This window comes from Streptomyces sp. JLYT201 (assembly GCF_059448825.1).
This window is the reverse complement of sequence record NZ_CM182551.1, coordinates 1,139,169-1,163,226: the sequence shown is the minus strand read 5'-3', so window position 1 is coordinate 1,163,226 and position 24,058 is coordinate 1,139,169. Positions and strand designations below refer to the sequence as shown.

Here is a 24,058-nt window from a genome sequence, read left to right as displayed (position 1 = left end):
TGCGCACCCGGAATTTGCGGGTGTACACGACGGTGGGGCCGCGCCGGGGATTTCTCAAGGGCGCAGGGCGACCGTGAGGCTGCGGCCGTACGCGTGGCGCGTGGTGACGTCGATCCTGGTGCCGCCGGGGACGGCCCGGACGCGCACCCCGGCGTCGGCGTCGACGACGCGCAGCGGACGGCCGCGCAGCAGCACCCCGACGGCGTCCCTGCCCATGGTCGGGTCCGACACGGCGACCTCGACGGACGGGCTGCCGGGCCCGCGCCGCACGAGGACCGACGCGGGCCCGTCCACGCACAGCCGCCCCACCTCCTGGCGGCCGTCCGCGAAGGAGTTGAGGGCCGTCAGGCCGATGCGGGTGTGGGTGACCGCCTGGAGGCGCGAGGAGTTGGCGAGCACCTCGACCGCCGCGTACGACCGCAGCCGCGCCTCGTCGGCGTGCGGCAGCAGCGCGTAGGCCAGTCGCGCGGGGTCGGCTCCGGCCTCCTGCTCGACCCGCACGGCGAACACCCCGCGGGTCACGGGAGTGTCCGGGTTCGCCGTCCTGACGACGCGGCGGCTGCGCGTCACGTCGTCCAGGGCGACGCGCACCGGGGGCGTGTCCAGGAAGGCGTAGCCGACCGCGTCGCCCCGCGAGGCGTCGGCCCAGCGCAGCCAGGCGAGGCGGCCGACCCCGGTGCCGTTCCAGCGCCGTCCGTCGCGCAGTGCCCCGGTGAGGGTCACGCGGTCGCCCGGCGCGCAGATCCGGGTGTCGAGGGTCGTGGTCACCGCGCGCCCGGCGGCGTCCCCGACGCCCGCCGCGAGCACGACGACCTCCTCGTCGAACAGGAACCACGACTTGGTGGCGGAGGCGTTGCGGTACGTCACGAAGTCGTCCGGCAGCAGGGCGCGGTCGCGGTCGGCGACATCGCTCGACTGCACCATTCCGGCGGCGCCGTACGCGCCCAGGACGGCACCGCCCGAGAACCGGTTGGTGCCGCGCGGGAAGTACACGTACGTGTTCTGCGACTCGGAGGACGACGTGAAGTGCAGTGGGTGGGAGGGGTTGTCGTAGTAGGGCTTGCCGTAGAGCTCGGGCACGGAGCGGCGCGTCTCCACCGGGGCCGTGACCCCGGCGAGCCCGTAGGGCGAAACGGCGGTGAAGTAGTCGACCCCGAAGGCGTCCGTCTGGTCCTGCCCCGACAGATACAGATAGTGGGCGCCGTCCCCCTGGAACCAGGGCAGCAGGTTCTCCCCGTTCATGTACTCGTACTTGCTGATCCGGTCCGAGCTGCGGGCGAGCGCGAACGCGTAGCCGGGTCTGCGGTGCACGGTCCTGTCCATGGCGTTGAACGCGACGCACCGCGCGGCGGGGTTGAGGTCGGCGGCCGGGACGGACGCGTCGCCGAGGACGTCGGCGTACCGCACGATGCTGACGGGGGAGACGAACCGGTTCGGGTCGGGGGCGACGCGGGACGTCTGCCGCACGTGCTTCACATAGCTCCGCAGGGCGCGCGCGTCGTCGCCGCGCGCGAGCGACGCCAGGTCGACGACGGCCTCGACGACCACGCCCACGTCGGCGTATCCGGTGTCGGTGCGGGACACCGCCCGGCCCTTGACGATCTCCATCATCCAGCCCTCGAAGATCACCGGGGCGAAACCGTCCCGCACCCACCGCAGCACGACCGGCACCAGTTCCTCGCCGTGCGCGAAGCCCGTCCCGTCGAGGAACTTCAGGGTCTGCACCACCCGGGTGAGGAGCCCCTTCCCGTACGAGCCCGTGTAGGCGACGGAGGAGTGCTGGAGGAACGATCCGTCGGCGTAGTGCCCGTCCGTCACGCCGTGCTTGAGGTCGTAGGGGTCGACGGTGGCGAACACCGTGAGCTGGTCGGTGAGTGCCTTGCGCACGCGGGCGTCGTCGGCGAGCAGCACGCCCTGCAGGACGCGGTTGGTGGTGATGTCGGCGAGGTTGGCCCCGGTGTGGAACCGGGAGTCCAGGTTCACGTCCCCGCCGACGCCGTTGCGCAGGTACGCGTCCATGGAGGCGACGTAGGTGCGGATCAGCTCGGGACGGTACGCGCGGACCGCGTCGGCGAGCAGCACCAGCGTCCTGCTGACGTGCTGGGAGATGCCGATCTCCCAGTGGAACCAGTTGCCGTAGTAGCCCTTGGCCTGGTCGCCGTAGTACCGCTCGTGCAGCCAGGTGAGGCCGTCGACGACGCGGCGCTGCACGGACGTGTTCCCGTACAGGTCGGGGGCGGGGAGCCCGGGCGTGCGGGTGGCGAGCGCGATCTCGGACAGCTTGCGGAAGGCGGTGTTGAGGTCGGCCTCGTCGGTGCCGAGCACGAGGCCGTCGAACAGCTCGTCCGGTCCCGCGTCGTCGAGCGCCCTCAGGTTCGCCCGCGCGGTGCGCTCGACGGCGGCGAGCTTGGCGCGGGTCTCGGGCCTGGCGTTGGAGTCCGGAGTCCCGGCGAACACGGCCACCACGTTGGCGACGAGGCGGTCCCGGTCGGCCGCGCTCGCCTGCCGCCGGGGGACGACGCTCAGCAGCCCGGCGGCGGCGAGCGCGGAGAGCAGACGTCTGCGGGTGAGGTCCATGGGGGTCCTCCGCGAGTGGGGGTGGCCTGTCGGCGGCGGAGTCAAGCAGAGGGGAGTGGCCCGGGCAAGGGGACGGGCCCGGCGCCGAGCGATCCGGCCGGGCCCGGCACGACGACGTCCCCCGCCCGGCGGTGGCTGCCGCCGGGCGGGGGACGTCGATGGAGGGCCGTCCGAGGCCGTGGTTCAACGCCCCTGGAGGCGCTTGACGTTGTCGCCGAACGTCCAGTTCCGCGACCCGTCCCAGTTGATCGACCAGGTCATCAGGCCCTTGAGGGCGCCCTTGTAGTTGTTCCAGGCCTGGGAGACGAGGCTCGGCGACATGTGGCCGCCGCCCGCGCCGGGCTGCGCGGGGAGGCCCGGCACCTGCTTGTCGTAGGGGACCTTGATGGTGGTGCCCTGGATGTTCAGGCCCTTGTTGAGGCAGTCGGTCTGGGCGACGAAGCCCTGGACGGTGCCCGCGGAGTAGGAGTCGCCCGCGCAGCCGTACATGCTGCCGTTGTAGTACTGCATGTTCAGCCACCACAGGCGGCCGTTGTCCGCGTACTTCTTGACGATCGGCAGGTACGCGCCCCAGATCGAGCCGTACACCACGCTGCCGCCGGTGACGTACGCCGTCTCCGGGGCCATCGTCAGTCCGAAGCCTGGCGGCATCTGGGCGAGCACGCCGTCGATGATGCGGATGAGGTTGGACTGGGAGGGCGAGAGCTGGTTGATGTTGCCGCCGCCGACGAGGCCGGTCTCGATGTCGATGTCGATCCCGTCGAAGTTGTACTTCTTGAGGATCGGCACGATCGTCTGCACGAAGCGGTCGGCCACCGCGCTCGAATTCAGGTCGATCCCGGCCGCCGCGCCGCCGATCGACATGAGGATCGTGGCGCCGTTCGCCTTGGCCTGGCACATCTCCGACGGGGTCGCCACCTTCACGGTGGCGTCCATGCCGTCCTCCCACAGGACCGTGCCGTCGGAGCGGATCACGGGGAAGGCGGCGTTGATCACGTTGTAGCCGTGGGCGCCGATGCGGGCGTCGGTGATGGGGGTCCAGCCGAACGGCGGGTGGACCCCGTTCGACGCGCCGTCCCAGTTCTCCCAGTAGCCCTGGAGGACCTTGCCCGCGGGTTTGGACTTGACCGGACAGGTCTCGTCCTGCGCTGCCGCCGGCGCGTCCGGCGCCGCCGCGGCGGGCAACTGTGCCGCGAAGGCCAGCGCCAGGGCCGCTCCCAACAGACGTACCGTCCGACCGATCATGGCGTGCTCCCTCGGGGAGGCCTTGCTACGGATGGGATGTGATGCGGCCGACGGTAAGTAGGTATAGACCTGTCGTCAATAGGTCTGGTCCAATCTGAAACTGTCGATGCGTCAGGCGTCGAGCCGCCAGCCTTCGCCCTCCGGCGCGACGCGGCCCCCCGTCGGCGGGGCGAAGTGGGTGCCGAGCAGGAGCGCTCCGGTGTCCGCGGCCGCGCCGAGCAGGGCGCGGCGGGTCCTGCGGGCCAGGGCGGGGTCGATGTCCACGCAGCTGTTGATCTCCGGGTGCGCCAGCTGGACGGGGTGGTGGACGGCGTCCCCGGTGATCAGCGCGGTGGCGCCCGCGTCGCCCAGCTCCACGGCGACCTGGCCGGGGGTGTGGCCGGGGGCCGGGAGGAGCCGCAGGCCCGGCGCGAGCGTGACGGGGCCCTCCGTGGTGTCCGCCAAGTCGAGCAGGCCCGCCTCGTGGACCGGATGCACGGAGTCCCGGAACATCTGGCGCCGGGACTCCTCCATCTCGGCGGTCGCCCAGTGGTCCCACTCCGTGCGGGTGGTGAGATAGCGGGCGTTGGGGAAGGTCGGCACCCAACTCCCGCCGTCCAGGCGGGTGTTCCAGCCGACGTGGTCGGCGTGCAGATGGGTGAGGATCACCAGGTCCACGGACTCGGGCGGGAAGCCCGCGGCGGTGAGCCGGTCGAGGTAGTCGGTGTCCAGGTCGTTCCAGGCGGGCAGGGCGCGCTGCTTGCCGTTGCCGATGCCCGTGTCGACGAGGATCCGCCGGTCCTCGACGGTGAACGCGAAGCTGTGGCTGGACGCGCGCAGCACGCCGTCGGCGTCGGCGAAGTCCGGGGTGAGCCACGGCGTTCGGGCGACGGTGTCCGGGGTGGCGTCGGGCAGCAGCCAGGCGCCCGTCTCGGGCGGGAAGTCGATCTCGTCGACGCGGTGCACGGCGATGCTTCCCACGGTCCAAGTGGGGGCGGGGTGGTGGTTCATGCGGGACTCCGTGACTCGATCGAGGGCCGCCCCCCGGCGGTCCGGCGGGCTTAAGGCAATGCCTTTGCGTTAGTGGAGGCTAGCCCCTAGGGTGACCTAAAGCAAACCTTTAGCTTTTGCGGTTCCCCTGCCTCCCCCTGCCTCCCCTCGTCTCATCCCTCTCGTCCCGTCCGGAAGGACCCACCCCATGCCCCCTGCCGACCTCGACCGCCACGACGCGGCCCGCTGGGCCCGCCGCGCGGGCCTCCCGCTGGCCGATGAGCGCCTCGACGCCGTGGCCGCCACCGCCGCGCACATCCACGCCGTCGTCGCGACCCTGCGCGAGCTCGACCTCACCGACGTGGCGCCCGCGCCCGCCGGGGCGGAGGTGCGCGATGCGGCCGTATGAGCTGACCCTCGCCGCCGCGGCCGCCGCGATCGCCGCGCGCGAACTGTCCCCGGTCGAACTCACCGCGTCGGTCCTGGAGCGCGTCGCGGAGGTGGAGCCGCGCCTCAACGCCTATGTGGAGGTGCGGGCCGAAGCTGCCCGCCGGGCCGCCGAGGAGGCGGAGCGCGACCTCGCCGCCGGGCGTGCGCGCGGCCCCCTGCACGGCGTCCCGTACGCCCTGAAGGACCTCATCGACGTCAAGGGGCAGCCCACGAGCGCCAGTTCCCGCGTGCGCGAGGGCCATGTGGCGGACGCCGACAGCGCCGTCGCCGCCCGGCTCGCGGCGGCGGGCGGCGTCCTGCTCGGCAAGGCCCACACGCACGAGTTCGCCTACGGCCTGACGACGCCGCAGACCCGCAACGCCTGGGACGCCGACCGGGTCGCGGGCGGGTCGAGCGGCGGCTCGGCCGTCGCCGTGGCGGCCGGAGCCGCGCTCTTCTCGATCGGCACCGACACCGGCGGCTCCATCCGGGTCCCCGCCGCGCTGGGCGGCGTGGTCGGCCTGAAGCCCACCTACGGCCTGGTCCCCACGCGCGGAGTGACCTCCCTGTCCTGGTCCCTCGACCACGTCGGCCCCCTCGCGCGCACGGTCCAGGACGCCGCACTCGTGCTGCCCGCCCTGACCGGAGACGCCCATCTCCCGTACGAGGAAAGGGATCTGACGGGCCTTCGGGTCGGCGTCCCCGTCAACTACTACTTCGACCGCGTCACCCCTGACGTCGAAGCCGCCGTGCGGGCCGCCGTCGAACGCCTGCGCGAGCTGGGTGCCGACCTCGTCGACGTGCGCATCCCGATGACCCGCTACGTCCAGGCGGTCCAGTGGGGCCTGATGGTCCCCGAGGCCAGCGCGAACCACGAGCGGACGCTGCGCACCACGCCCGAGCTGTACGGGGACGACGTCCGCGTCCTCCTCGAGGCGGGCGAGCTGTTCCACGCGGGCGACTACCTGCGGGCCCAGCGCGCCCGCACCCTGATGCGGCAGGAGTGGGCGCCGCTCCTGGAGGAGGTCGACGTCATCGCCGCGCCCGCCGTGCCGCTGACCGCGGTCCGCGCCGGACAGCAGTCCGTGCGGTGGCCCGACGGCACGGCGGAGAGCGTGCCGGACGCCTACGTACGCCTGTCCGCGCCCGCCAACATCACCGGGCTGCCCGCCCTGACCGTGCCCGTCGGCCGCGACGGCGCGGGCCTTCCCCTGGGCATGCAGCTCATCGGACGCCCCCGCGGGGAGCGGACGCTGCTGCGCGCGGGGCAGGCGTACGAACGGACGCGGCCGGACACGGGCGCACTCGCTCCGACGCCGGTCGCCGCGCCGGTCGCGGGCGGCCCCGGCCCGTCGCCGTGCCCGTCCGAGCGCCCCGCCGGGGCCGGGCTCGCCGTCCCGTAGAAGCTAGGAATGCGCGTTAAGGTGAACGGCATGAGTCCCAGGCCCATGGCCCGACCCGGCGGGCGCAGCGCCCGGGTGCAGGCGTCCGTGCACGCCGCCGTGCGCGAGCTGGAAGCGGAGCAGGGCCGCGCGGCGCTGACCGTCCCGCTGGTCGCGGCGCGGGCCGGGGTCACGCCGTCCACGGTCTACCGCCGCTGGGGCGACCTCCAGGAGCTCCTGTCGGACGTCGCGGTCGAGCGGCTGCGGCCCGAGGCGGACCCCGCGGACCACGGCGGCTTCCGCGCCGACCTGACGGCGTGGGCCGAGCACTTCCTGGAGGAGATGTCGTCGGCGCCGGGCCGGGCCTATCTGCGCGACGCGCTCCTCGGTGACCCCGAGAGCGGCAACGCGAGCCGCTGCTCGGACTACTCCGCCGAGCACATCGACCTGCTCCTGGCCCGCGCCGCCGAGCGGGGCGAGCGGGGGCTGCCGGAGCGCGAGGCCGTCATGGACCACGTGGTCGCGCCGCTGCTCTTCCGGATCCTGTTCCGGCCGGACGGCCTGTCACCGCGGTTCGCGCGCGACCTCGTGGCAGCGGTCCTCGCCCAGGGCGACCGCTGAGCGCCGCCCGGTGGCCGGGGCGTCCCGGCCACCGGGCGGCGCGCGTCAGGACTCCCGCGCCGTCAGCTCGGCCCGGACCTGCCGCGCGGCGGCGACCAGGTTCTCCAGGGAGGCCCGGGTCTCCGGCCAGCCGCGCGTCTTCAGGCCGCAGTCCGGGTTGACCCACAGGCGCCCGGCCGGGATGGCCTCAAGTCCCTTGCGCAGCAGGGCGGCCGCCTCGTCGGCGCCCGGCACCCGCGGCGAGTGGATGTCGTACACGCCGGGACCCACCTCGCGCGGATAGCCCGCGGCGGCCAGCTCGTCCGCGACCTGCATGTGCGAGCGGGCCGCCTCCAGGCTGATGACGTCCGCGTCGAGGTCGTCGATGGCCTGGAGGACGTCGCCGAACTCCGCGTAGCACATGTGGGTGTGGATCTGCGTCTCCGGCCGCACGCCGCTCGTGGTGAGCCGGAAGGACTCCGTCGCCCACCGCAGGTACGCGGCCCGGTCCGCGGCGCGCAGCGGAAGCGTCTCGCGCAGCGCCGGCTCGTCGACCTGGATCACCGACGTGCCCGCCGCCTCCAGGTCGTTCACCTCGTCGCGCAGGGCGAGCGCCACCTGGCGCGCGGTGTCGCCGAGCGGCTGGTCGTCGCGGACGAACGACCACGCGAGCATCGTCACCGGACCGGTCAGCATGCCCTTGACGGGCCGGTCGGTGAGCGCGTTCGCGTACGCGGTCCAGCGCACCGTCATCGGCTCCGGGCGCGAGATGTCCCCGGCGAGCACCGGCGGCCGCACATAGCGCGTGCCGTACGACTGGACCCAGCCGTGCCGGGTCGCCAGATAGCCGGTGAGCTGCTCGGCGAAGTACTGGACCATGTCGTTGCGCTCGGGCTCGCCGTGCACCAGGACGTCGATGCCCGCCTTCTCCTGGAAGGAGAGCACCGCCTGGATCTCGGACTCGATGCGCTCCTCGTACCGGGCCGTGTCGATGCGGCCCGCGCGCAGGTCGGCGCGGGCCGCCCGCAGTTCGGTGGTCTGCGGGAACGAGCCGATGGTGGTCGTCGGGAGCAGCGGCAGGCCCAGGCTCGCGCGCTGGGCGGCGGCCCGCTCGGGGTAGGGCTGCGCGCGCCGGGCGTCGGCGGCGGTCGCGGCGGCGGCGCGGGCGCGCACTGCCGGGTCGTGGGTGAGCGCGGAGCCCGCGCGCGACGCCAGGTCGGCGCGGTTCGCGGCGAGTTCGGCGGCGATGGTGTCCGGGCCCTGGGACAGGCCGCGGGCCAGGGTGACCAGCTCGGTCGTCTTCTGCCGGGCGAAGGCGAGCCAGCGGGCGACCTGCGGGTCGATGTCGCGCTCGACGGCGGCGTCCAGCGGCACGTGCAGCAGGGAGCAGGAGGCGGCGACGTCCACGCGGTCGGCGAGCCCGAGCAGGGTGCCGAGGGTGCTGAGGGACTTCTCCAGGTTGTTGATCCAGATGTTGCGCCCGTCGACGACCCCCGCGACCAGGCGCTTGCCGGGCAGGCCGCCCGCCCGCGCGAGGTCGTCCAGGTTGGCGGCGGCGGGCCCCGTGAAGTCGACGGCCAGCCCGTCCACGGGCGCCTTGGCGAGCACGGGGAGCGCCTCGCCGAGCCGGTCGAAGTAGGAGGCGACGAGCAGCTTCGGACGGTCGTCGAGCGCGCCCAGGTCGCGGTAGGTGCGGGCCGCCGCGTTCAGGTCGGCGGGCGTGCGGTCCTGCACGAGCGCGGGCTCGTCCAGCTGCACCCAGGCGGCGCCCGCCGCCCGCAGATCGGCGAGGACCTCCGCGTACACCGGAAGCAGCCGGTCCAGGAGGGTCAGCGGCTCGAAGCCCGGATCGACGTCCGGCGCGGGCTTGGCGAGCAGCAGATAGGTGACCGGGCCGACGAGCACGGGGCGCGCGGCGAGGCCGAGCGCGAGCGCCTCCTTCACCTCGGCGACCTGCTTCGTCGCGTCCGCCGCGAACACGGTGTCCGGGCCCAGCTCCGGCACCAGGTAGTGGTAGTTGGTGTCGAACCACTTGGTCATTTCGAGGGGCGCCACCTCCGCGGTGCCCCGGGCCATCGCGAAGTAGCCGTCCAGCGGGTCCGCCGCGACGGCGGCGCGGTGCCGCGCGGGGATCGCGCCGACCATCACGCTCGTGTCCAGGACGTGGTCGTAGTACGAGAAGTCGCCGGTCGGCACCTCGTGGACACCGGCGTCCGCGAGCTGCTCCCAGTTCGTGCGGCGCAGTAGGGCCGCCGTCTCCCGCAGGCCCGCAGCGCTGACGCGGCCCTTCCAGTAGCCCTCGACGGCCTTCTTCAACTCCCGGTCTGCGCCCTGGCGGGGGTAGCCGTACACGGTGGCCCGTGCCGCCGCGGCTGCGGACTTGTCTGTCACAGAACTCTCCTTCGCGAGCAATGTCGTGTGGGTCCCGGGACGATCGGGAGCGCGAAGGAGCAACAGACCGGCCGACCGGCCACGGCCGTCGATGGCCGCGCGCCTGTGCCCGATGTGTACGCCGACCCGCCCACGAGGTCACCGGTGAGCCGCGCACGCCGGGGCGCGCACGGGCAACGGGCAGGTCTTCGGACTCGCGGGCGAGACCTCCGAGGAGGTCACCTACTGGCCGTCGCTTCCCGGGTCCGTGCCGGACCCAGTGCGTATGACGGCGGTCGTTCCCACTCACCGCTGCGGGGCAGTCCCGGATTTCCACCGGGTTCCCTCTTACGACGCCACTGCCTGGCGGGCAGGACGAACCAGTCGCGCCGCAAGCGTAGGTGATGAACCCCTGTCCGGGGGAGGGGGGAAGACGACAGGCGCGGCTTATTGCATATTGATTGCAATTACTATGGAGCCGCATTAGCTGGGCCGGTCGGCACGCGGAAGAAGCGGGAGTACACGCATGGCACCCCCTCGGATCGTTCTGGGGATCGAGTCTTCGTGCGACGAGACCGGGGCAGGTCTCGTGCGGGACGGGCAGCTGCTCGGGCACGCCGTCGCGTCCAGCATGGACGAGCACGCCCGCTTCGGCGGCGTCGTCCCCGAGATCGCCGCCCGCGCCCACGTGCACGCGCTGAACCCGGTGGTCCGCAGCGCCCTCGACCGGGCGGGGCTGCGGCTCGGCGACATCGGCGCGGTGGCCGTGACGACCGGGCCGGGCCTCTCCGGCGCCCTCCAGGTCGGCCTCGCCGGGGCGAAGGGCCTCGCGTACGCACTCGACGTACCGCTGTACGGCGTGCACCACCTGGCCGGGCACGTCGCCGCCGACACCCTGGAGCACGGGCCGCTGCCGGACCCGTGCGTGGTCCTCATCGTCTCCGGCGGCCACACTTCGCTGCTGCTCGTGCGCGACCTCGCCCGGGACCCCATCACCCACCTGGGCGACACCCTGGACGACGCCGCGGGGGAGTGCTTCGACAAGGTGGCCCGCGTCTTCGGCCTGCCCTACCCGGGCGGCCCCGCCGTCGACCGCGCGGCCCGCGCGGGCTCGTCGGACGCGGTGGCCTTCCCGCGCCCCCTGACCGGGCCGCGCGACGACCCGTACGCCTTCTCGTTCTCCGGTCTGAAGACCGCCGCGGCCCGCTGGGCCGAGAGCCACCGGGGCCGCGAACTGCCGGTCGCCGACGGGGCCGCCGCGCTCCAGGAGGCCGTCGCCGACGTCCTGACCCGCAAGGCGGTCGCGGCCTGCGCCGCGCACGGCGTGGGCACGCTCGTGGTCGTCGGCGGCGTCGCCGCCAACTCCCGGGTGCGGGCCCTCGCCGAGGAGCGCTGCCGGGCCGCGGGGATCACCCTGCGCGTCCCGCCGCTGGGCCTGTGCACCGACAACGGCGCGATGATCGCCGCCGTCGGCGACCTCCTGGTGCGCGCGGGCGCCGAGCCCGCACCCCTCGACGTGTCCATCGACCCCTCGGCGCCCCTTGAGCACGCCGCGCTGCACCCCGTCGCCCGCGTCGCGAGGGCCGCCTGATGGCCGCCGTCGTGCACCGCCTCGCGGGCCCCGGCCTGCTCGCCCACCGCGAGGGCATCCGCGCCGTCTACGCCGCCGCGTTCGCCGAGCCGCCCTGGCACGCGGAGCCCGCCGAGGCCGACGGGTATCTGACGCGCCTCGCGGCCGACGCCGCCCGGCCCGGCTTCGCGGGCGCCGTCGCCCTCGACGGCGAGCGGGTGCTCGGCTTCGCCACGGCCTGGACGTCGAGCACCCCGCTGCCGGACGCCCGCTCCTACCCGCGCGTCACCGCCGCGCTCGGCGCCGAGCGCACCGCCGCCTGGCTGTGCGGCGGCCTGGAGGTCGACGAACTCGCCGTCGTGCCCGGCGCGCACGGGCGCGGACTCGGCCGTACGCTCCTCGAAGCGGTCACGCGCGACGCGCCCGACGCCCGCTGCTGGCTGCTCACGTCCGTGCGGGCCGACGCCACCGTCCGCTTCTACGAGCGGCTCGGCTGGCGGCAGGTCACCCACCCCGCCCCCGACGGCCACGGCACCGCCGTCTTCCTCGGCCCCCACCACCCGGCGCGCACCGCCGCCGCCCCGCCCCTGTCACCCTGAGCCCCCGCCCGGAGCACGCCTTGCGCACCGCCGACATCCGCACCCGCTTCCTCGACTTCTTCGCCGAGCGCGGCCACACCGTGGTGCCCAGCGCCCCGCTGCCCACGCCCGACCCGACGCTCCTGTTCGTCAACGCGGGCATGGTGCCGTTCAAGCCGTATCTGACCGGCGAGGTGGCACCGCCGTGGCCGCGCGCCACCAGCGTGCAGAAGTGCGTGCGCACCCTCGACATCGAGGAGGTGGGCAAGACCACCCGGCACGGCTCGTTCTTCCAGATGAACGGCAACTTCTCCTTCGGCGACTACTTCAAGGAGGAGGCCATCGCCTACGCCTGGGAGCTGAGCACCCGCCCCGTCGCCGACGGCGGCTACGGCCTCGACCCGGCCCGGATCTGGGTCACCGTGCACCACTCCGACACCGAGGCGCGCGCCCTGTGGCGGCGGCTCGCGGAGCTGCCCGACGAGCGGATCGTGGCGCGCGGCGACGAGGACAACTTCTGGCACATGGGCGTGCCCGGCCCGTGCGGACCGTCCTCGGAGCTGTTCTACGACCGGGGCCCCGCCCTCGGCCGCGCGGGCGGCCCCGCCGTCGACGAGGACCGGTACATGGAGTTCTGGAACCTCGTCTTCATGCAGTACGAACGCGGCGAGGGCACCGGCAAGACCGGCTTCCCGATCCTCGGCGAACTGCCCCGCCGTAACATCGACACCGGCATGGGCCTGGAGCGCATGGCCACCCTCCTCCAGGGCGTCGACAACCTGTACGAGACCGACGAGACCCGGCCCGTCCTCGACCGCGCCGCCGAGCTCGCCGGGGTCCGCTACGGCGCCGACGCCACCGCCGACGTCCGTCTGCGCGTCGTCGCCGACCACGTCCGCACCGCCCTGATGCTGCTCGCCGACAACACCGCGCCCGGCAACGAGGGCCGCGGCTACGTGCTGCGCCGCATCCTGCGCCGCGCCGTGCGCTCCCTGCGCCAGCTCGGGTACGGCGACCCGGCGCTCGCGGACCTGCTCGCCGTCGCCCGCGACCGGATGGCGCCGAGCTACCCGGAGGTCGCCGACGCCTTCGCGCGCATCGCCGACCAGGCCCAGGGCGAGGAGGACGCCTTCCGCGCCACCCTCAAGCAGGGCACCACCGTCCTGGACACCGCGGTCACCCGGGTCAAGGCCGACGGCGGGCGCCACCTGCCCGGCGCCCAGGCCTTCCTGCTGCACGACACCTACGGCTTCCCCATCGACCTCACCCTGGAAATGGCCGCCGAACAGGGCGTCGAGGTCGACCGCGACGGCTTCACGGCGCTCATGCGCGAGCAGCGCGAGCGGGCCCGCGCCGACGCCCGCGCCCGCAAGTCCGGCTCCGCCCCCGACACTTCGGCCCTGCGCGCCGTCCTCGACGCGCACGGGCCCACCGACTGGCGCGCCTGGGACACCCTGGCGACGGACTCCCGCGTCCTCGCGCTGCTGGGCCCCGCGGGTCCCGTACCGGTCGCCCGGGACGGCGAGATCGTCACCGCCGTCCTCGACCGCACCCCGTTCTACGCCGAGTCCGGTGGCCAGGACAGCGACGCCGGACGGCTCACCGGGGCCTCGCTGGAGGCCGAGGTGCTCGACGTGCAGCGGCCGCTGCCCGGCCTGGTGGCCCATCAGATCCGCGTCGCGGCAGGGGAGGTGGCCGTCGGCGACGCCGTGCACGCGGCCGTCGACCCCGAGTGGCGCCTCGGCGCGCGCCAGGCCCACTCGGGCACCCACGTGCTGCACGCCGCCCTGCGCGAGATCCTCGGCCCGACCGCCCTGCAGTCCGGCTCCTACAACCGCCCGGGCCAGCTGCGCCTCGACTTCCCCTGGCGCGGCGGCCTCTCCGCCACCGTCCGCAGCGAGGTCGAGGAGGCCGCCAACCGCGCCCTCCGCCGCGACCTGCCCGTCGGCGTGCGCTGGATGACGCTGCCCGAGGCCAAGGAGCTCGGCGCGCTCGCGCTGTTCGACGAGACGTACGGCGAGCGGGTCCGGGTGGTCGAGATCGGCGGCGCCTGGTCGCGCGAGCTGTGCGGCGGCACCCACGTCGAGCACGCCGCGCAGATCGGCGTCATCGCGCTGACCGCCGAGTCGTCGGTGGGCGCGGGCATGCGGCGCCTGGAGGCCGCGGTCGGCATCGAGGGCTTCGGCTACCTCGCGCGCGAGCGCGACCTCCTCGCCGGCATCGCCGAGCAGCTCCAGGCGCCGCGCGCCGAACTCCCCGACCGCGTCGCCGCGTTGCTCGCCCGGCTCAAGGCCGCCGACCGGGAGAACGAACGCCTGCGGCAGGCGGCCCGTGCCGCGCGCGCCGCCGAGCTCGCCGGGCGGGCCGTCGAGGTGGGCGGCGCGTACGTGGCCACCGCGACGGCCGAGGGCGACGCGGGCGCCGCGCGGGCCCTGGCCCTCGAAGTGCGCGGACGGCTGCGCCCCGAGCGGCCGGGCGTGGCCGCCGTGACCCTCTCCGGCGACAGGCCGGTGCTCGCCGTGGCGGTGAACGAGGCGGCACGGTCGGCGGGCCTGTCCGCGTCCGCCCTGGTCAAGCGGCTGCTCGGCGGCCGCGGCGGCGGCTCGGACGAGGTGGCGCAGGGCGCCGGGACGGACCGGGACGCGCTCGCGGCCGCGGTGGCCGGACTCCCCGGAGTCGTACGCGAGGAACTCGGCGCCTGAGCGCGGCGCGAGCAGCCACGACGGCCGTTCACCTGAGGTCCGTCGTGGCTGGTCGCGCGGCTCCCCGTGCCCCTTCGGGGGTGTCAGGGGTGCGGTAGGGGTTGGCCTCCGTGGACTTACTAGGACGTCCAAGTATATCGTCGTGACCAAGGCCCGCGGTGCAGGGAAGCCGGTGTGAATCCGGCACGGTCCCGCCACTGTGACCGGGGAGCGCGTTCCCGTGGAGGATCGACGCCACTGACGGAGAAGTCCGTCGGGAAGGCGGGGGAGCGCGCGCTGATCCGGGAGTCAGGATACCGGCCGCGGGGTGTTCCGTGTTGTCCACGAGGATGGAGCAGACACGCATGGCCCCGGTGCGCACCCGCGACCCTGGAGATCCGGACCTGCGAGCGGTGATCCCCGCTGCCTGACGGCTGTTCGGCGTGCCCTGTGGCGGCGCGCGGCCCAGCCCTGCCATCCCCGGACCGCACCTGACGAGAGAAGCAGGTCCCCATGGTCCGTGAACTGACCCATTTCATCGGCGGCGAGCACACCCCGGGAACATCGGGAACGCACGCCGACGTGTACGACCCCAACACCGGTGACGTCCAGGCACGCGTACCGCTCGCGCACCGCGCGGACACCGAGGCGGCGATCGCGAACGCCGCGAAGGCGCAGCCCGCCTGGGGCGAGTGGAACCCGCAGCGCCGCGCCCGCGTCCTGCTGCGGTTCCTCCAGCTCGTCGAGGACGAACGCGACGCCCTCGCGCACCTGTTGTCGTCCGAGCACGGCAAGACCGTCGCCGACGCGCACGGCGACCTCCAGCGCGGTCTGGAGGTCGTGGAGTTCGCCGCGGGCATCCCGCACCTGCTCAAGGGCGAGTTCACCGACAACGCCGGAACCGGCATCGACGTGCACTCGCTGCGCCGCCCCCTCGGCGTCGTCGCCGGGATCACGCCCTTCAACTTCCCCGCGATGATTCCGCTCTGGAAGGCCGCGCCCGCGCTCGCCTGCGGCAACGCCTTCGTCCTCAAGCCCTCCGAGCGCGCCCCCTCCGTCCCGCTGCGTCTGGCCGAGCTGTTCCTCGAAGCGGGCCTGCCGCCGGGCGTCCTGAACGTCGTCAACGGCGGCAAGGAGGCCGTCGACACGCTCCTGGAGGACCCGCGCGTCAAGGCGCTCGGCTTCGTCGGCTCCACGCCGATCGCCGCGCACGTGTACGCCACCGCCGCCGCGCACGGCAAGCGCGCCCAGTGCTTCGGCGGCGCCAAGAACCACATGATCGTGATGCCGGACGCGGACCTCGACAGGGCCGTCGACGCGCTGATCGGCGCGGGCTACGGCTCCGCGGGCGAGCGCTGCATGGCGATCTCCGTGGCCGTCCCGGTCGGCGAGGCCACCGCCGACGCCCTGGTGGCCCGCCTCAAGGAGCGCGTCGGTTCGCTGCGCATCGGCCGCTCCGACGACCCCGAGGCCGACTTCGGGCCGCTGGTCGGCCGCGACGCCGTCGAGCGCGTCCGCGCCTACGTCGACCTCGGCGTCGAGGAGGGCGCCGAACTCGTCGTCGACGGCCGTGACGTCACCCTGCCCGGCCACGAGGGCGGCTTCTTCGCGGGCGCCTCGCTCTTCGACCGCGTCACCCCGGACATGAGGATCTACCAGGAGGAGATCTTCGGCCCCGTCCTGTCCGTCGTACGGGCCGCCGACTACGAAGAGGCGCTGCGGCTGCCCACCGAGCACCCCTACGGCAACGGCGTCGCGCTCTTCACCCGCGACGGCGACACCGCCCGCGACTTCACCCGGCGCGTGGACACCGGCATGGTCGGCGTCAACGTCCCCATCCCGGTCCCCGTCGCCTACCACACCTTCGGCGGCTGGAAGCGCTCCGGATTCGGCGACCTCAACCAGCACGGCCCCGACGCCATCCGCTTCTACACCCGCACCAAGACCGTCACCTCGCGCTGGCCCTCCGGGGCGAAGGAAGGCGCGAGCTTCACGATCCCGACGATGGCGTGAGCGCCCCGATGACCGTCACGACCACCACCCTGCTCGGCGAGGACCAGCTCGCCCTCGTCGAGACCACCCTCGACTTCGCCGAGGAACACCTCGCCCCGCACGCCCTCACCTGGGACCAGGACAAGCACTTCCCGGTCGACGTGCTGCGCAAGGCCGCGGACCTCGGGCTCGGCGGCGTCTACGTCGACGAGGCCGCGGGCGGCTCCGGCCTGACCCGGTCCGACGGCGTCCTCGTCTTCGAGGCCCTCGCCTCCGGCTGCCCCTCCGTCGCGGGCTATCTGTCCATCCACAACATGGTCGCCTGGATGATCGACCACTACGGCGACCGCGCCCAGCGCGCCCGCTGGCTGGGGCCGCTGACCTCCATGGACCGGCTCGGCAGCTACTGCCTCACCGAGCCGGGGGCCGGTTCGGACGCCGCGGCGCTGAGCACCCGCGCCGAGCGCGACGGGGACGCGTACGTCCTCACCGGCGTCAAACAGTTCATCTCCGGCGCGGGCGCCGCGCACGTGTACGTGGTGATGGCCCGCACCGGCGGCGGCGGACCCGACGGCGTGTCCGCGTTCGTCGTCGAACGCGACGACCCGGGCCTGTCCTTCGGCGCGAACGAGAAGAAGATGGGCTGGAACGCGCAGCCCACCCGGCAGGTCGTCCTCGACGGCGTGCGCGTCCCCGCCGACCGGCTGCTCGGCGGCGCGGGCAACGGCTTCCGCATCGCCATGAACGCCCTGAACGGCGGCCGCCTCGGCATCGCCGCCTGCTCCCTCGGCGGCGCCCGCAGCGCCCTCGACCGCAGCCTCGTCCACCTCGCGGACCGGGAGGCCTTCGGCGCCCCGCTGCTGGACGCCCAGGCGCTGCGCTTCGAGCTCGCCGACATGGCGACCGAGCTGGCGGCGGCCCGCGCCCTGGTCCGGCAGGCCGCGCAGGCCCTCGACCAGGGCGACCCGCAGGCGCCGCAGCTGTGCGCCATGGCCAAGCGGTTCGCCACCGACACCGGCCACTCCGTCGCCGACCGCGCCCTCCAACTCCACGGCGGCTACGGCTATCTGACGGAGTACGGCATCGAGAAGCTGGTCCGTGACCTGCGCGTGCACCGCATCCTGGAAGGAACCAACGAGATCATGCGCCTGATCGTGGCCCGCGGCCTCACGGGGGCGCTGCGATGACCGGCGACCCCGTCCTGATCCGCACCGAGGGCCGGGCCGGCCACCTCACTCTCAACCGGCCGCGCGCCCTGAACGCCCTGACCCACGCCATGGTCCGCGCCGTCGACGAGGCGCTGACCGCCTGGGCGGCGGACCCGGCCGTCGAGACCGTCGTCCTCACCGGCGCGGGCGCACGCGGGCTGTGCGCGGGCGGCGACATCCGGCAGATCCACGAGGACGCGCGCACCGGCGGCGGGGCGTCCGCGGACTTCTGGCGCGACGAGTACCGCCTGAACGCCCGCATCGCCCGCTACCCCAAGCCCTACGTCGCCGTCATGGACGGCATCGTGATGGGCGGCGGCGTCGGCGTCTCCGCCCACGGCAGCGTCCGCGTCGTCACCGAGCGCTCCCGGATCGCCATGCCGGAGACCGGCATCGGCTTCGTGCCCGACGTCGGCGGTACCCATCTGCTCGGCCTCGCGCCCGGCGAACTCGGCACCCATCTGGCCCTCACCGGCGAGCCCGTGGGCGCGCGGGACGCCCTCCTGTGCGGCCTCGCCGACCACTTCGTCCCCTCCGCCGACCTGCCGCGGCTCGTCGCGGACCTCGCGACACAGCCGGTGCGCGACGTCCTCGCCCGGTACGTGACCGAGGCACCGGCCGGGACGCTCGCCGGGCACCGGGAGTGGATCGACGTCTGCTATCCGGCCGCCACGGTCGAGGAGATCGTCGACCGCCTCCGGGCCCACGGCTCACCGGCCGCGAAGGAGGCCGCCGAGACCCTGCTCGGCAAGTCGCCCACCGCCCTCAAGGTCACCCTCAGGGCGCTGCGCGACGCCCGGCGGCTCGGGCCGCTCGAACGGGTCCTTGAGCAGGAGTACCGCGTGTCGTGCGCGGCCCTCGGCTCCGCCGACCTCGTCGAGGGCATCCGCGCCCAGGTCATCGACAAGGACCGGGCCCCGCGCTGGTCCCCGGCCACGCTCGCCGAGGTCACCGCCGCCGACGTGGACCGCTACTTCCTGCCGCTCGGCGCGCGCGACCTCGTGCTCGGCGGCGGCGAACCCGCACAGGAGGAGCCGTGGTGAACCCCGCAGCACAGGACCGGTCCCGCGTCGTCGCCTTCGTGGGCCTCGGCCACATGGGCGGCCCGATGGCCGCCAACCTCGTCCGGGCCGGACACCGCGTCGTGGGCCACGACCTGGTGCCCCGGGCGCTCGCCGCCGCCGTGGCCGCGGGGGTCGAGGCCGCCCCTTCGGCGGTGGCCGCCGTGGCCGGGGCGGACGTCGTCTTCACCATGCTCCCCGCGGGCCGGCACGTCCTCTCCCTCTACGAGGACGAGGGCCTGCTCGGCGCGGCCCGGCCCGGCACGCTGTTCGTGGACTGCTCCACGATCGACGTCGCCGACGCCCGCGCCGCCCACGCGGCGGCCACCGCCGCGGGGCACGCCGCCGTCGACGCCCCGGTGTCCGGCGGCGTCGTGGGCGCGGCGGCGGGCACGCTCACCTTCATGGTCGGCGGCTCCGCCGCGGACGTGGCGCGCGCCGAGCCCCTCCTCGCCGCCATGGGCAAGAAGGCCGTGCACTGCGGGGCCGCGGGCGCCGGGCAGGCCGCGAAGATCTGCAACAACATGATCCTCGGCATCTCGATGATCGCCGTGAGCGAGGCCTTCGTCCTCGGCGAGAGCCTCGGCCTGTCCCACCAGGCCCTGTACGACGTGGCGTCCACGGCGTCCGGCCAGTGCTGGGCGCTCACCACCAACTGCCCCGTGCCGGGCCCGGTTCCCGGCTCGCCCGCCGACCGCGACTACCGCCCCGGCTTCGCCGCCGCCCTGATGGCCAAGGACCTTGGCCTCGCCGCCGCCGCGATCGGCGCGGGCGGGGTGCGCGCCGAACTCGGCCTGCGCGCGGCGGCGATGTACCGGGACTTCGCCCAGGGGCCCGGCGCCGAGCGGGACTTCTCCGGGATCGTCGAGACCCTCAGGAATCCGGAAGGACAGACGCATGAGTGAACCCGCGGACACCCCCGCCGCGGCGGCCCGTGCCGCCAGGGCGTACGAAACCATCCTCGTCGACCCGGCGGCCGCCCCGCGCACGGCCCTGCTCACCCTCGACCGGCCCGAGGCGCTGAACGCCCTCAACCTCCAGCTCATGCGGGAGGTCGTCGCGGCGGCCGAGGAGCTCGACCGGTCCCCGGACGTCGGCTGCATCGTCCTGACCGGGTCCGCGAAGGCGTTCGCCGCGGGCGCCGACATCAAGGAGATGCGGCCGCGCGGCTATCTGGACATGTACCTCAGCGACTGGTTCACCGCGTGGGACCGGCTCGCCCAGCTGCGCACGCCGACGGTCGCGGCCGTCTCCGGCTACGCCCTCGGCGGCGGCTGCGAACTCGCCATGCTCTGCGACGTCCTGCTCGCCTCCGACACCGCGGTGTTCGGACAGCCCGAGATCAAGCTCGGGGTGATCCCCGGCATCGGCGGCTCCCAGCGCCTCACTCGCGCCGTCGGCAAGGCCAAGGCCATGGAGCTGTGTCTGACCGGCCGCACCATGGACGCCGCCGAGGCCGAACGCGCGGGGCTCGTCTCCCGGGTCGTGCCCGCCGCCGACCTGCTCACCGAGGCCCTGGCGGTGGCCGAGACCGTGGCGGGCATGTCGCTGCCCGTCGCGATGATGGCCAAGGAAGCGGTGAACCGCGCCTTCGAGACCACCCTCACGGAAGGCGTCCGCTTCGAACGCAGGCTGTTCCACGCGGTGTTCGCCGTCGCGGACCAGAAGGAAGGGATGGACGCGTTCGTGGAGAAGCGCCCGCCGGTGTTCCGGCACCGGTAGGGCCTCACCGGGGTCACCGCGACGGGCCCGCCGCTTGTCCGCGGGCCCGTCGCGGCTGGGCGCGCCCGCGCGGCGGAGCCGCTTGAGAACACGCTCCCGCGCCCCTCGGGTGCTAGCGCCCGCCGAGCCAGTCCACCACCGCCCGCGCGGAGAACTCCGCCTGCCCGCCCCGCACCAGGAGCTCCGCCGCGGCGAACGCCGGGTCGTCCGCCTGCGCGGGAACGTAGGGGATCGCGACGCACCGCATGCCCGCCGCCCGTGCCGCCAGGGCGCCCGGCACCGCGTCCTCCAGGACCACGCAGCGCGCGGGGTCGGCGCCGAGCAGCTCCGCGGCGGCCAGGAAGACGTCCGGCGCGGGCTTGCCGTGCGCGACCTCGTCGGCCGACACATACGTCTTGAGCCACGCGTCGAGACCCGTGCCCTCCAGGATCGCGCCGATCGCGGCCCGCGAGGAACCGGAGGCCACCGCCATCGGCACCCCCGCCGCGTGCAGCAGCTCCACGAACGCCGCCATCTGCGGGTACACGCGCGTGGACGTACGGGCCAGCTCCAGATAGCGCCGGTTCTTGTCCGCGAGCAGCTCGGGGAGCGGGGTGCTCAGGCCGTACGTCTCCTTCCAGTCGGCCAGGGTCTCCTGCGTGGAGATGCCCACGTACCGCTCGTGGTCCTGCCAGGTGAAGTCCGTGACCCCCTGCTCGGCGAGCAGCTGCCGCCCCGCCTCGAAGTAGTTGGGCTCGCTGTCCACGAGGGTGCCGTCGAGATCGAAGATGACCGAGATGTCGTTCAGGGCGCTCATGCCCTCAGCATGCCAAGGACGCGATCAAGCCGAAGTGGCCGCCGTCACCTCTCCCGGGGCTCGCGGGTCTGCGTCGTCTCCTTGGCCGTGGCCCTGCCCACCGACTCGACGAGCGGCAGGAGCCGGTGCGGCACGCGTTCGCGCAGCGCCATCTCCGTACGGGTGCGCACCACGCCCGGCAGCTGGATCAGACGCTGGATGACGTCCTCCAAGTGCCCGTTGTCGCGGGCGGCCACCCGCGTCAGCAGATCGCCGCCGCCGGTGATGGAGAAGGCCTCGATGATCTCCGGCACGGCGGCCAGGGCGTCTCCGACCTCGTCCAGATGCCCCTGCGTCACCTCGATGTGCACGAAGGCGAGGACCGGGTGGCCCAGGGCCGCGGGGGACAGGAAGGGGCCCGTGCCCGTGATCACCCCGTCGCGCTCCATGCGGTCGAGGCGCGCCTGGAGCGTCCCGCGTGCGATGCCGAGCACACGCGCGTACTCCCGCACGCTCGTGCGCGGCTGCTCCAGGAGCAGCCGCAGGATACGGGTGTCCAGCTCGTCGACCGCCATGGGCCCTTGGCCTCCTCGGTGCGCGGATTGATCGCGGCCGACTGTACCAATGGCCCAGTCCCGCGGCCCCACCGCGGACCAGGGTTGCCCCGGGCCGCCGCATGCCGGCCGGTACGCCGATCGGCTCTTGGCCGGGGTGGCCCCTCGGCTTCCGCGCCGGGCACCGGTGTCATGGAGCCATGGCCACGACCGACCGCCCCGCGGGCGTCCCGGAATCCGTCCCGTACCGCCTGAAGCGGATGCTCCTGGGGCCGCCTCTGGTCACCGCGCGCATCCGCAAGGAGAAGCTCGACAACCGCACCGCGCTCGGCGTGCTCGCCTCGGACTGCGTGAGCTCGTCGGCGTACGGCAGCGAGGAGATACTGCGCGTCCTCGTTCCCGTCGTCGGCGTGGCCGCCTTCACCCTGCTGATGCCGGTGACCGGGGCGATCCTGCTGATCCTCGTGCTGCTGACGCTGTGCTACTGCGACGTCGTCATGATCTACACGCGGGCGGGCGGCTCGTACGTCGTGGCCCGGGAGAACTTCGGGCCCGACGTCGCGCAGATCGCGGCCGTCGCGCTGCTCGTCGACTACGTCGTCACGGTTGCCGTACAGGTGTCGGCGGGCACCAACGCGCTCATCTCGCTGGCGCACCTGGTCGGCAACGACTGGACCGGCCTGGACCATCTCCAGGTGCCGTTCAGCGTCGGCGTGATCCTGCTGCTCGCGTACGGTAATCTGCGCGGGCTCAAGGAGGCCGGACGGGTCTTCGCCGTGCCCGCGTACCTGTTCATGGCGGCTGTCGGCCTGATGCTCCTGGTCGGGGTGGTCCGCTGGGCGCTCGGGGAACTGCCGCACGCCGACGTGCGCGCGGCGGGCGCGGTGCCGCTGGGCGAGGCGGGCGACGGCTGGCTGTACGGAGCCTCGTTGTTCATGGTGCTGCGCGCGTTCGCCAACGGCGGCTCCTCGCTCACGGGGCTCGAAGCGATCTCCAACGGCATCTCCGTGTTCCGCGAGCCCCAGGGCGTCAACGCCCGCCGCACCCTGATCGCGATGAGCTGTGCGCTGGGCGTCCTCGTGCTCGGGATCTCCTGGCTCGCCCACCTCACCCACGCGCTGCCCTACACCGACGGCACCCCCACGGTGATCGCGCAGGAGGCCCATCTCGTCTTCGGCGGCGGCTGGGCGGGGACGGCGGGCCTGGTCTTCGTCCAGCTGGCCACCGCCCTGATCCTCTACACCGGGGCGAACACGCCGTTCACCGGCTTCCCCCATCTGGCGAGCTTCGTCGCCGAGGACCGCTTCCTGCCCCGGCAGCTCACCCGGCGCGGCCACCGGCTGGTCTTCTCCAACGGCATCATCAGCCTGGCGACGGTCTCCCTGGCCCTGCTCCTCGTGACCAACGCCAACGTGGACAAGCTGGTCGCGCTCTACGCGATCGGGGTGTTCACCGCCTTCACCATGGCGGGAGCCGGGCTGACCGCCTACCACCTGCGGCGCCGCGAACGCGGCCGCCCCTGGAAGATCGCTGTCAACGCGAGCGCCGCCGTGGTGTCGGCGGCCGTCGTGCTCATCTTCGCCGTCACCAAGTTCACCGAGGGCGCCTGGCTGGTCGTCGTGGTCTTCCCGCTCGGCGTGTGGGTGCTCATCCGCATCAACCGCGAGTACCGGGCCGAGGCGGAGGCCCTGGAGGCGCTGCCGCCCGCCGAGGAGAACGACCGGCCGCGCTGGCGACGGCACGTGGTGCAGATCCTGGTCGACGCCTTCGACCCGGCCGTCTTCCAGGCGCTGCGGTACGCCCACGAGATCCGCCCGGACGAGGTGCGGGCCGTGCACGTCGCCGTCGACGGGCCGCGCGCGCAACGGCTCGCGGCGCGCTGGACGCAGAGCGAGGCGACGGACGTGCCGCTGGAGGTCGTCGACTGCCAGGACCGCCGTCTGGAGCGGGCCCTGATCGACCACGCGGCCGCCACGACGGCGGACGGCGACACCGCGCTGACCCTGCTCATCCCGCACCGGGCCTACCGCACCACCCTCGGCAGGCTGCTGCACCGCGGCGGCGGCGAACACCTCGCCCACGCCCTGGCGGGCCTGCCGTCGGTGGCCGTCACGGTGCTGCCGTACGCCGTCCCGGTGCGGGGCAAGCGCCGCTGACCTGCGGACATGATGGCCCGATGGCCCGTTCGCGACAGAGTATGAGGACATCAAAGTATGCCAATGGCTCAGTGGATCACGGTCAGGTTGAGCCAACGGGCCTGTTGATGATGTGATGTACCCGTCGATGGCGCTGCGGATTCCGCGGCGCCTTTTTCATGCGGACGCAGCTGCGCGGATCCGGGCAGC

Annotated in this window: 18 protein-coding genes and 2 riboswitches; of the genes, 12 read left to right on the top strand and 6 right to left on the bottom strand. The window is 73.9% G+C overall.

The annotated features are described in order from the left end of the window. Positions 1-54: 54 nt before the first annotated feature. The 3 genes from AC5WAM_RS04985 to AC5WAM_RS04975 form a co-directional block, all read right to left on the bottom strand. Entirely contained in the window at positions 55-2,577 is a 2,523-nt protein-coding gene (locus AC5WAM_RS04985; RefSeq protein WP_495521712.1) for a polysaccharide lyase family 8 super-sandwich domain-containing protein, read from the bottom strand. Positions 2,578-2,760: 183 nt separating this feature from the next. Further along, on the bottom strand, positions 2,761-3,822 hold the full coding sequence (locus AC5WAM_RS04980) for a chitinase (protein WP_366796159.1): 1,062 nt from the start codon (positions 3,820-3,822) through the stop codon (positions 2,761-2,763). Positions 3,823-3,933: 111 nt separating this feature from the next. Continuing rightward, positions 3,934-4,812 carry an MBL fold metallo-hydrolase gene (locus AC5WAM_RS04975; RefSeq protein ID WP_366796160.1) on the bottom strand — a complete coding sequence of 293 codons (879 nt, stop codon included), beginning with the start codon at positions 4,810-4,812 and terminating at the stop codon, positions 3,934-3,936. A 187-nt stretch (positions 4,813-4,999) separates the two neighbouring features. On the opposite strand from AC5WAM_RS04975, the gene AC5WAM_RS04970 reads away from it, so the two are divergent. From AC5WAM_RS04970 to AC5WAM_RS04960, 3 genes are read left to right on the top strand one after another with little or no spacing between them, the layout of a single operon-like run. Then, on the top strand, positions 5,000-5,200 hold the full coding sequence (locus AC5WAM_RS04970; protein ID WP_366796161.1) for a hypothetical protein: 201 nt from the start codon (positions 5,000-5,002) through the stop codon (positions 5,198-5,200). After that, the gene (locus tag AC5WAM_RS04965) at positions 5,187-6,623 is read left to right on the top strand and encodes an amidase (RefSeq protein ID WP_495521711.1); all 1,437 of its coding nucleotides are present in this window, start codon (positions 5,187-5,189) and stop codon (positions 6,621-6,623) included. The genes AC5WAM_RS04970 and AC5WAM_RS04965 overlap by 14 nt, the downstream gene beginning before the upstream one ends. Before the next feature lie 30 nt (positions 6,624-6,653). Continuing rightward, positions 6,654-7,223, top strand: coding sequence for a TetR/AcrR family transcriptional regulator (locus AC5WAM_RS04960; protein ID WP_495521710.1), 570 nt, complete (start codon positions 6,654-6,656; stop codon positions 7,221-7,223). 45 nt (positions 7,224-7,268) lie between these two features. On the opposite strand, the gene metE is transcribed toward AC5WAM_RS04960, so the two are convergent. Beyond that, positions 7,269-9,593 carry a 5-methyltetrahydropteroyltriglutamate--homocysteine S-methyltransferase gene (metE, locus tag AC5WAM_RS04955; RefSeq protein ID WP_495521709.1) on the bottom strand — a complete coding sequence of 775 codons (2,325 nt, stop codon included), beginning with the start codon at positions 9,591-9,593 and terminating at the stop codon, positions 7,269-7,271. A gap of 162 nt (positions 9,594-9,755) precedes the next feature. Then, a riboswitch (cobalamin riboswitch) is annotated at positions 9,756-9,972 on the bottom strand. A 126-nt stretch (positions 9,973-10,098) separates the two neighbouring features. On the opposite strand from metE, the gene tsaD reads away from it, so the two are divergent. The 8 genes from tsaD (at position 10,099) to AC5WAM_RS04915 (ending at position 20,384) form a co-directional block, all read left to right on the top strand. Continuing rightward, on the top strand, positions 10,099-11,163 hold the full coding sequence (gene tsaD, locus AC5WAM_RS04950) for a tRNA (adenosine(37)-N6)-threonylcarbamoyltransferase complex transferase subunit TsaD (protein ID WP_366792141.1): 1,065 nt from the start codon (positions 10,099-10,101) through the stop codon (positions 11,161-11,163). Beyond that, on the top strand, positions 11,163-11,741 hold the full coding sequence (locus AC5WAM_RS04945) for a GNAT family N-acetyltransferase (RefSeq protein ID WP_495521708.1): 579 nt from the start codon (positions 11,163-11,165) through the stop codon (positions 11,739-11,741). Before tsaD ends, AC5WAM_RS04945 begins: the two co-directional genes overlap by 1 nt. 20 nt (positions 11,742-11,761) lie before the next feature. Beyond that, on the top strand, positions 11,762-14,422 hold the full coding sequence (gene alaS, locus AC5WAM_RS04940) for an alanine--tRNA ligase (RefSeq protein WP_495521707.1): 2,661 nt from the start codon (positions 11,762-11,764) through the stop codon (positions 14,420-14,422). Between the two features lie 139 nt (positions 14,423-14,561). After that, positions 14,562-14,741, top strand: a riboswitch (cobalamin riboswitch). A gap of 173 nt (positions 14,742-14,914) precedes the next feature. Beyond that, complete coding sequence (locus AC5WAM_RS04935; protein WP_495521706.1) at positions 14,915-16,414, top strand: CoA-acylating methylmalonate-semialdehyde dehydrogenase; 1,500 nt, start codon at positions 14,915-14,917, stop codon at positions 16,412-16,414. A gap of 8 nt (positions 16,415-16,422) precedes the next feature. Continuing rightward, complete coding sequence (locus tag AC5WAM_RS04930) at positions 16,423-17,580, top strand: acyl-CoA dehydrogenase family protein (protein ID WP_366792137.1); 1,158 nt, start codon at positions 16,423-16,425, stop codon at positions 17,578-17,580. Then, a complete protein-coding gene (locus AC5WAM_RS04925; protein WP_495521705.1) occupies positions 17,577-18,644 on the top strand; it encodes an enoyl-CoA hydratase/isomerase family protein in 1,068 nt (355 codons plus the stop codon). The genes AC5WAM_RS04930 and AC5WAM_RS04925 overlap by 4 nt, the downstream gene beginning before the upstream one ends. Further along, complete coding sequence (mmsB, locus tag AC5WAM_RS04920) at positions 18,641-19,567, top strand: 3-hydroxyisobutyrate dehydrogenase (protein WP_366792135.1); 927 nt, start codon at positions 18,641-18,643, stop codon at positions 19,565-19,567. Before AC5WAM_RS04925 ends, mmsB begins: the two co-directional genes overlap by 4 nt. Beyond that, positions 19,560-20,384: an enoyl-CoA hydratase gene (locus AC5WAM_RS04915; protein WP_495521704.1), complete on the top strand. Its 825-nt coding sequence runs from the start codon at positions 19,560-19,562 to the stop codon at positions 20,382-20,384. Before mmsB ends, AC5WAM_RS04915 begins: the two co-directional genes overlap by 8 nt. A gap of 112 nt (positions 20,385-20,496) precedes the next feature. Here AC5WAM_RS04915 and AC5WAM_RS04910 read toward each other — a convergent pair whose 3' ends face one another. Both AC5WAM_RS04910 and AC5WAM_RS04905 read right to left on the bottom strand, forming a co-directional pair. Further along, positions 20,497-21,180, bottom strand: a complete 684-nt coding sequence (locus tag AC5WAM_RS04910; protein ID WP_495521703.1) for an HAD family hydrolase — start codon at positions 21,178-21,180, stop codon at positions 20,497-20,499. Positions 21,181-21,224: 44 nt separating this feature from the next. Further along, positions 21,225-21,734 carry an Lrp/AsnC family transcriptional regulator gene (locus tag AC5WAM_RS04905; protein WP_495521702.1) on the bottom strand — a complete coding sequence of 170 codons (510 nt, stop codon included), beginning with the start codon at positions 21,732-21,734 and terminating at the stop codon, positions 21,225-21,227. Between the two features lie 179 nt (positions 21,735-21,913). On the opposite strand from AC5WAM_RS04905, the gene AC5WAM_RS04900 reads away from it, so the two are divergent. Continuing rightward, on the top strand, positions 21,914-23,869 hold the full coding sequence (locus AC5WAM_RS04900) for an APC family permease (protein ID WP_495521701.1): 1,956 nt from the start codon (positions 21,914-21,916) through the stop codon (positions 23,867-23,869). Positions 23,870-24,058 lie beyond the last annotated feature (189 nt).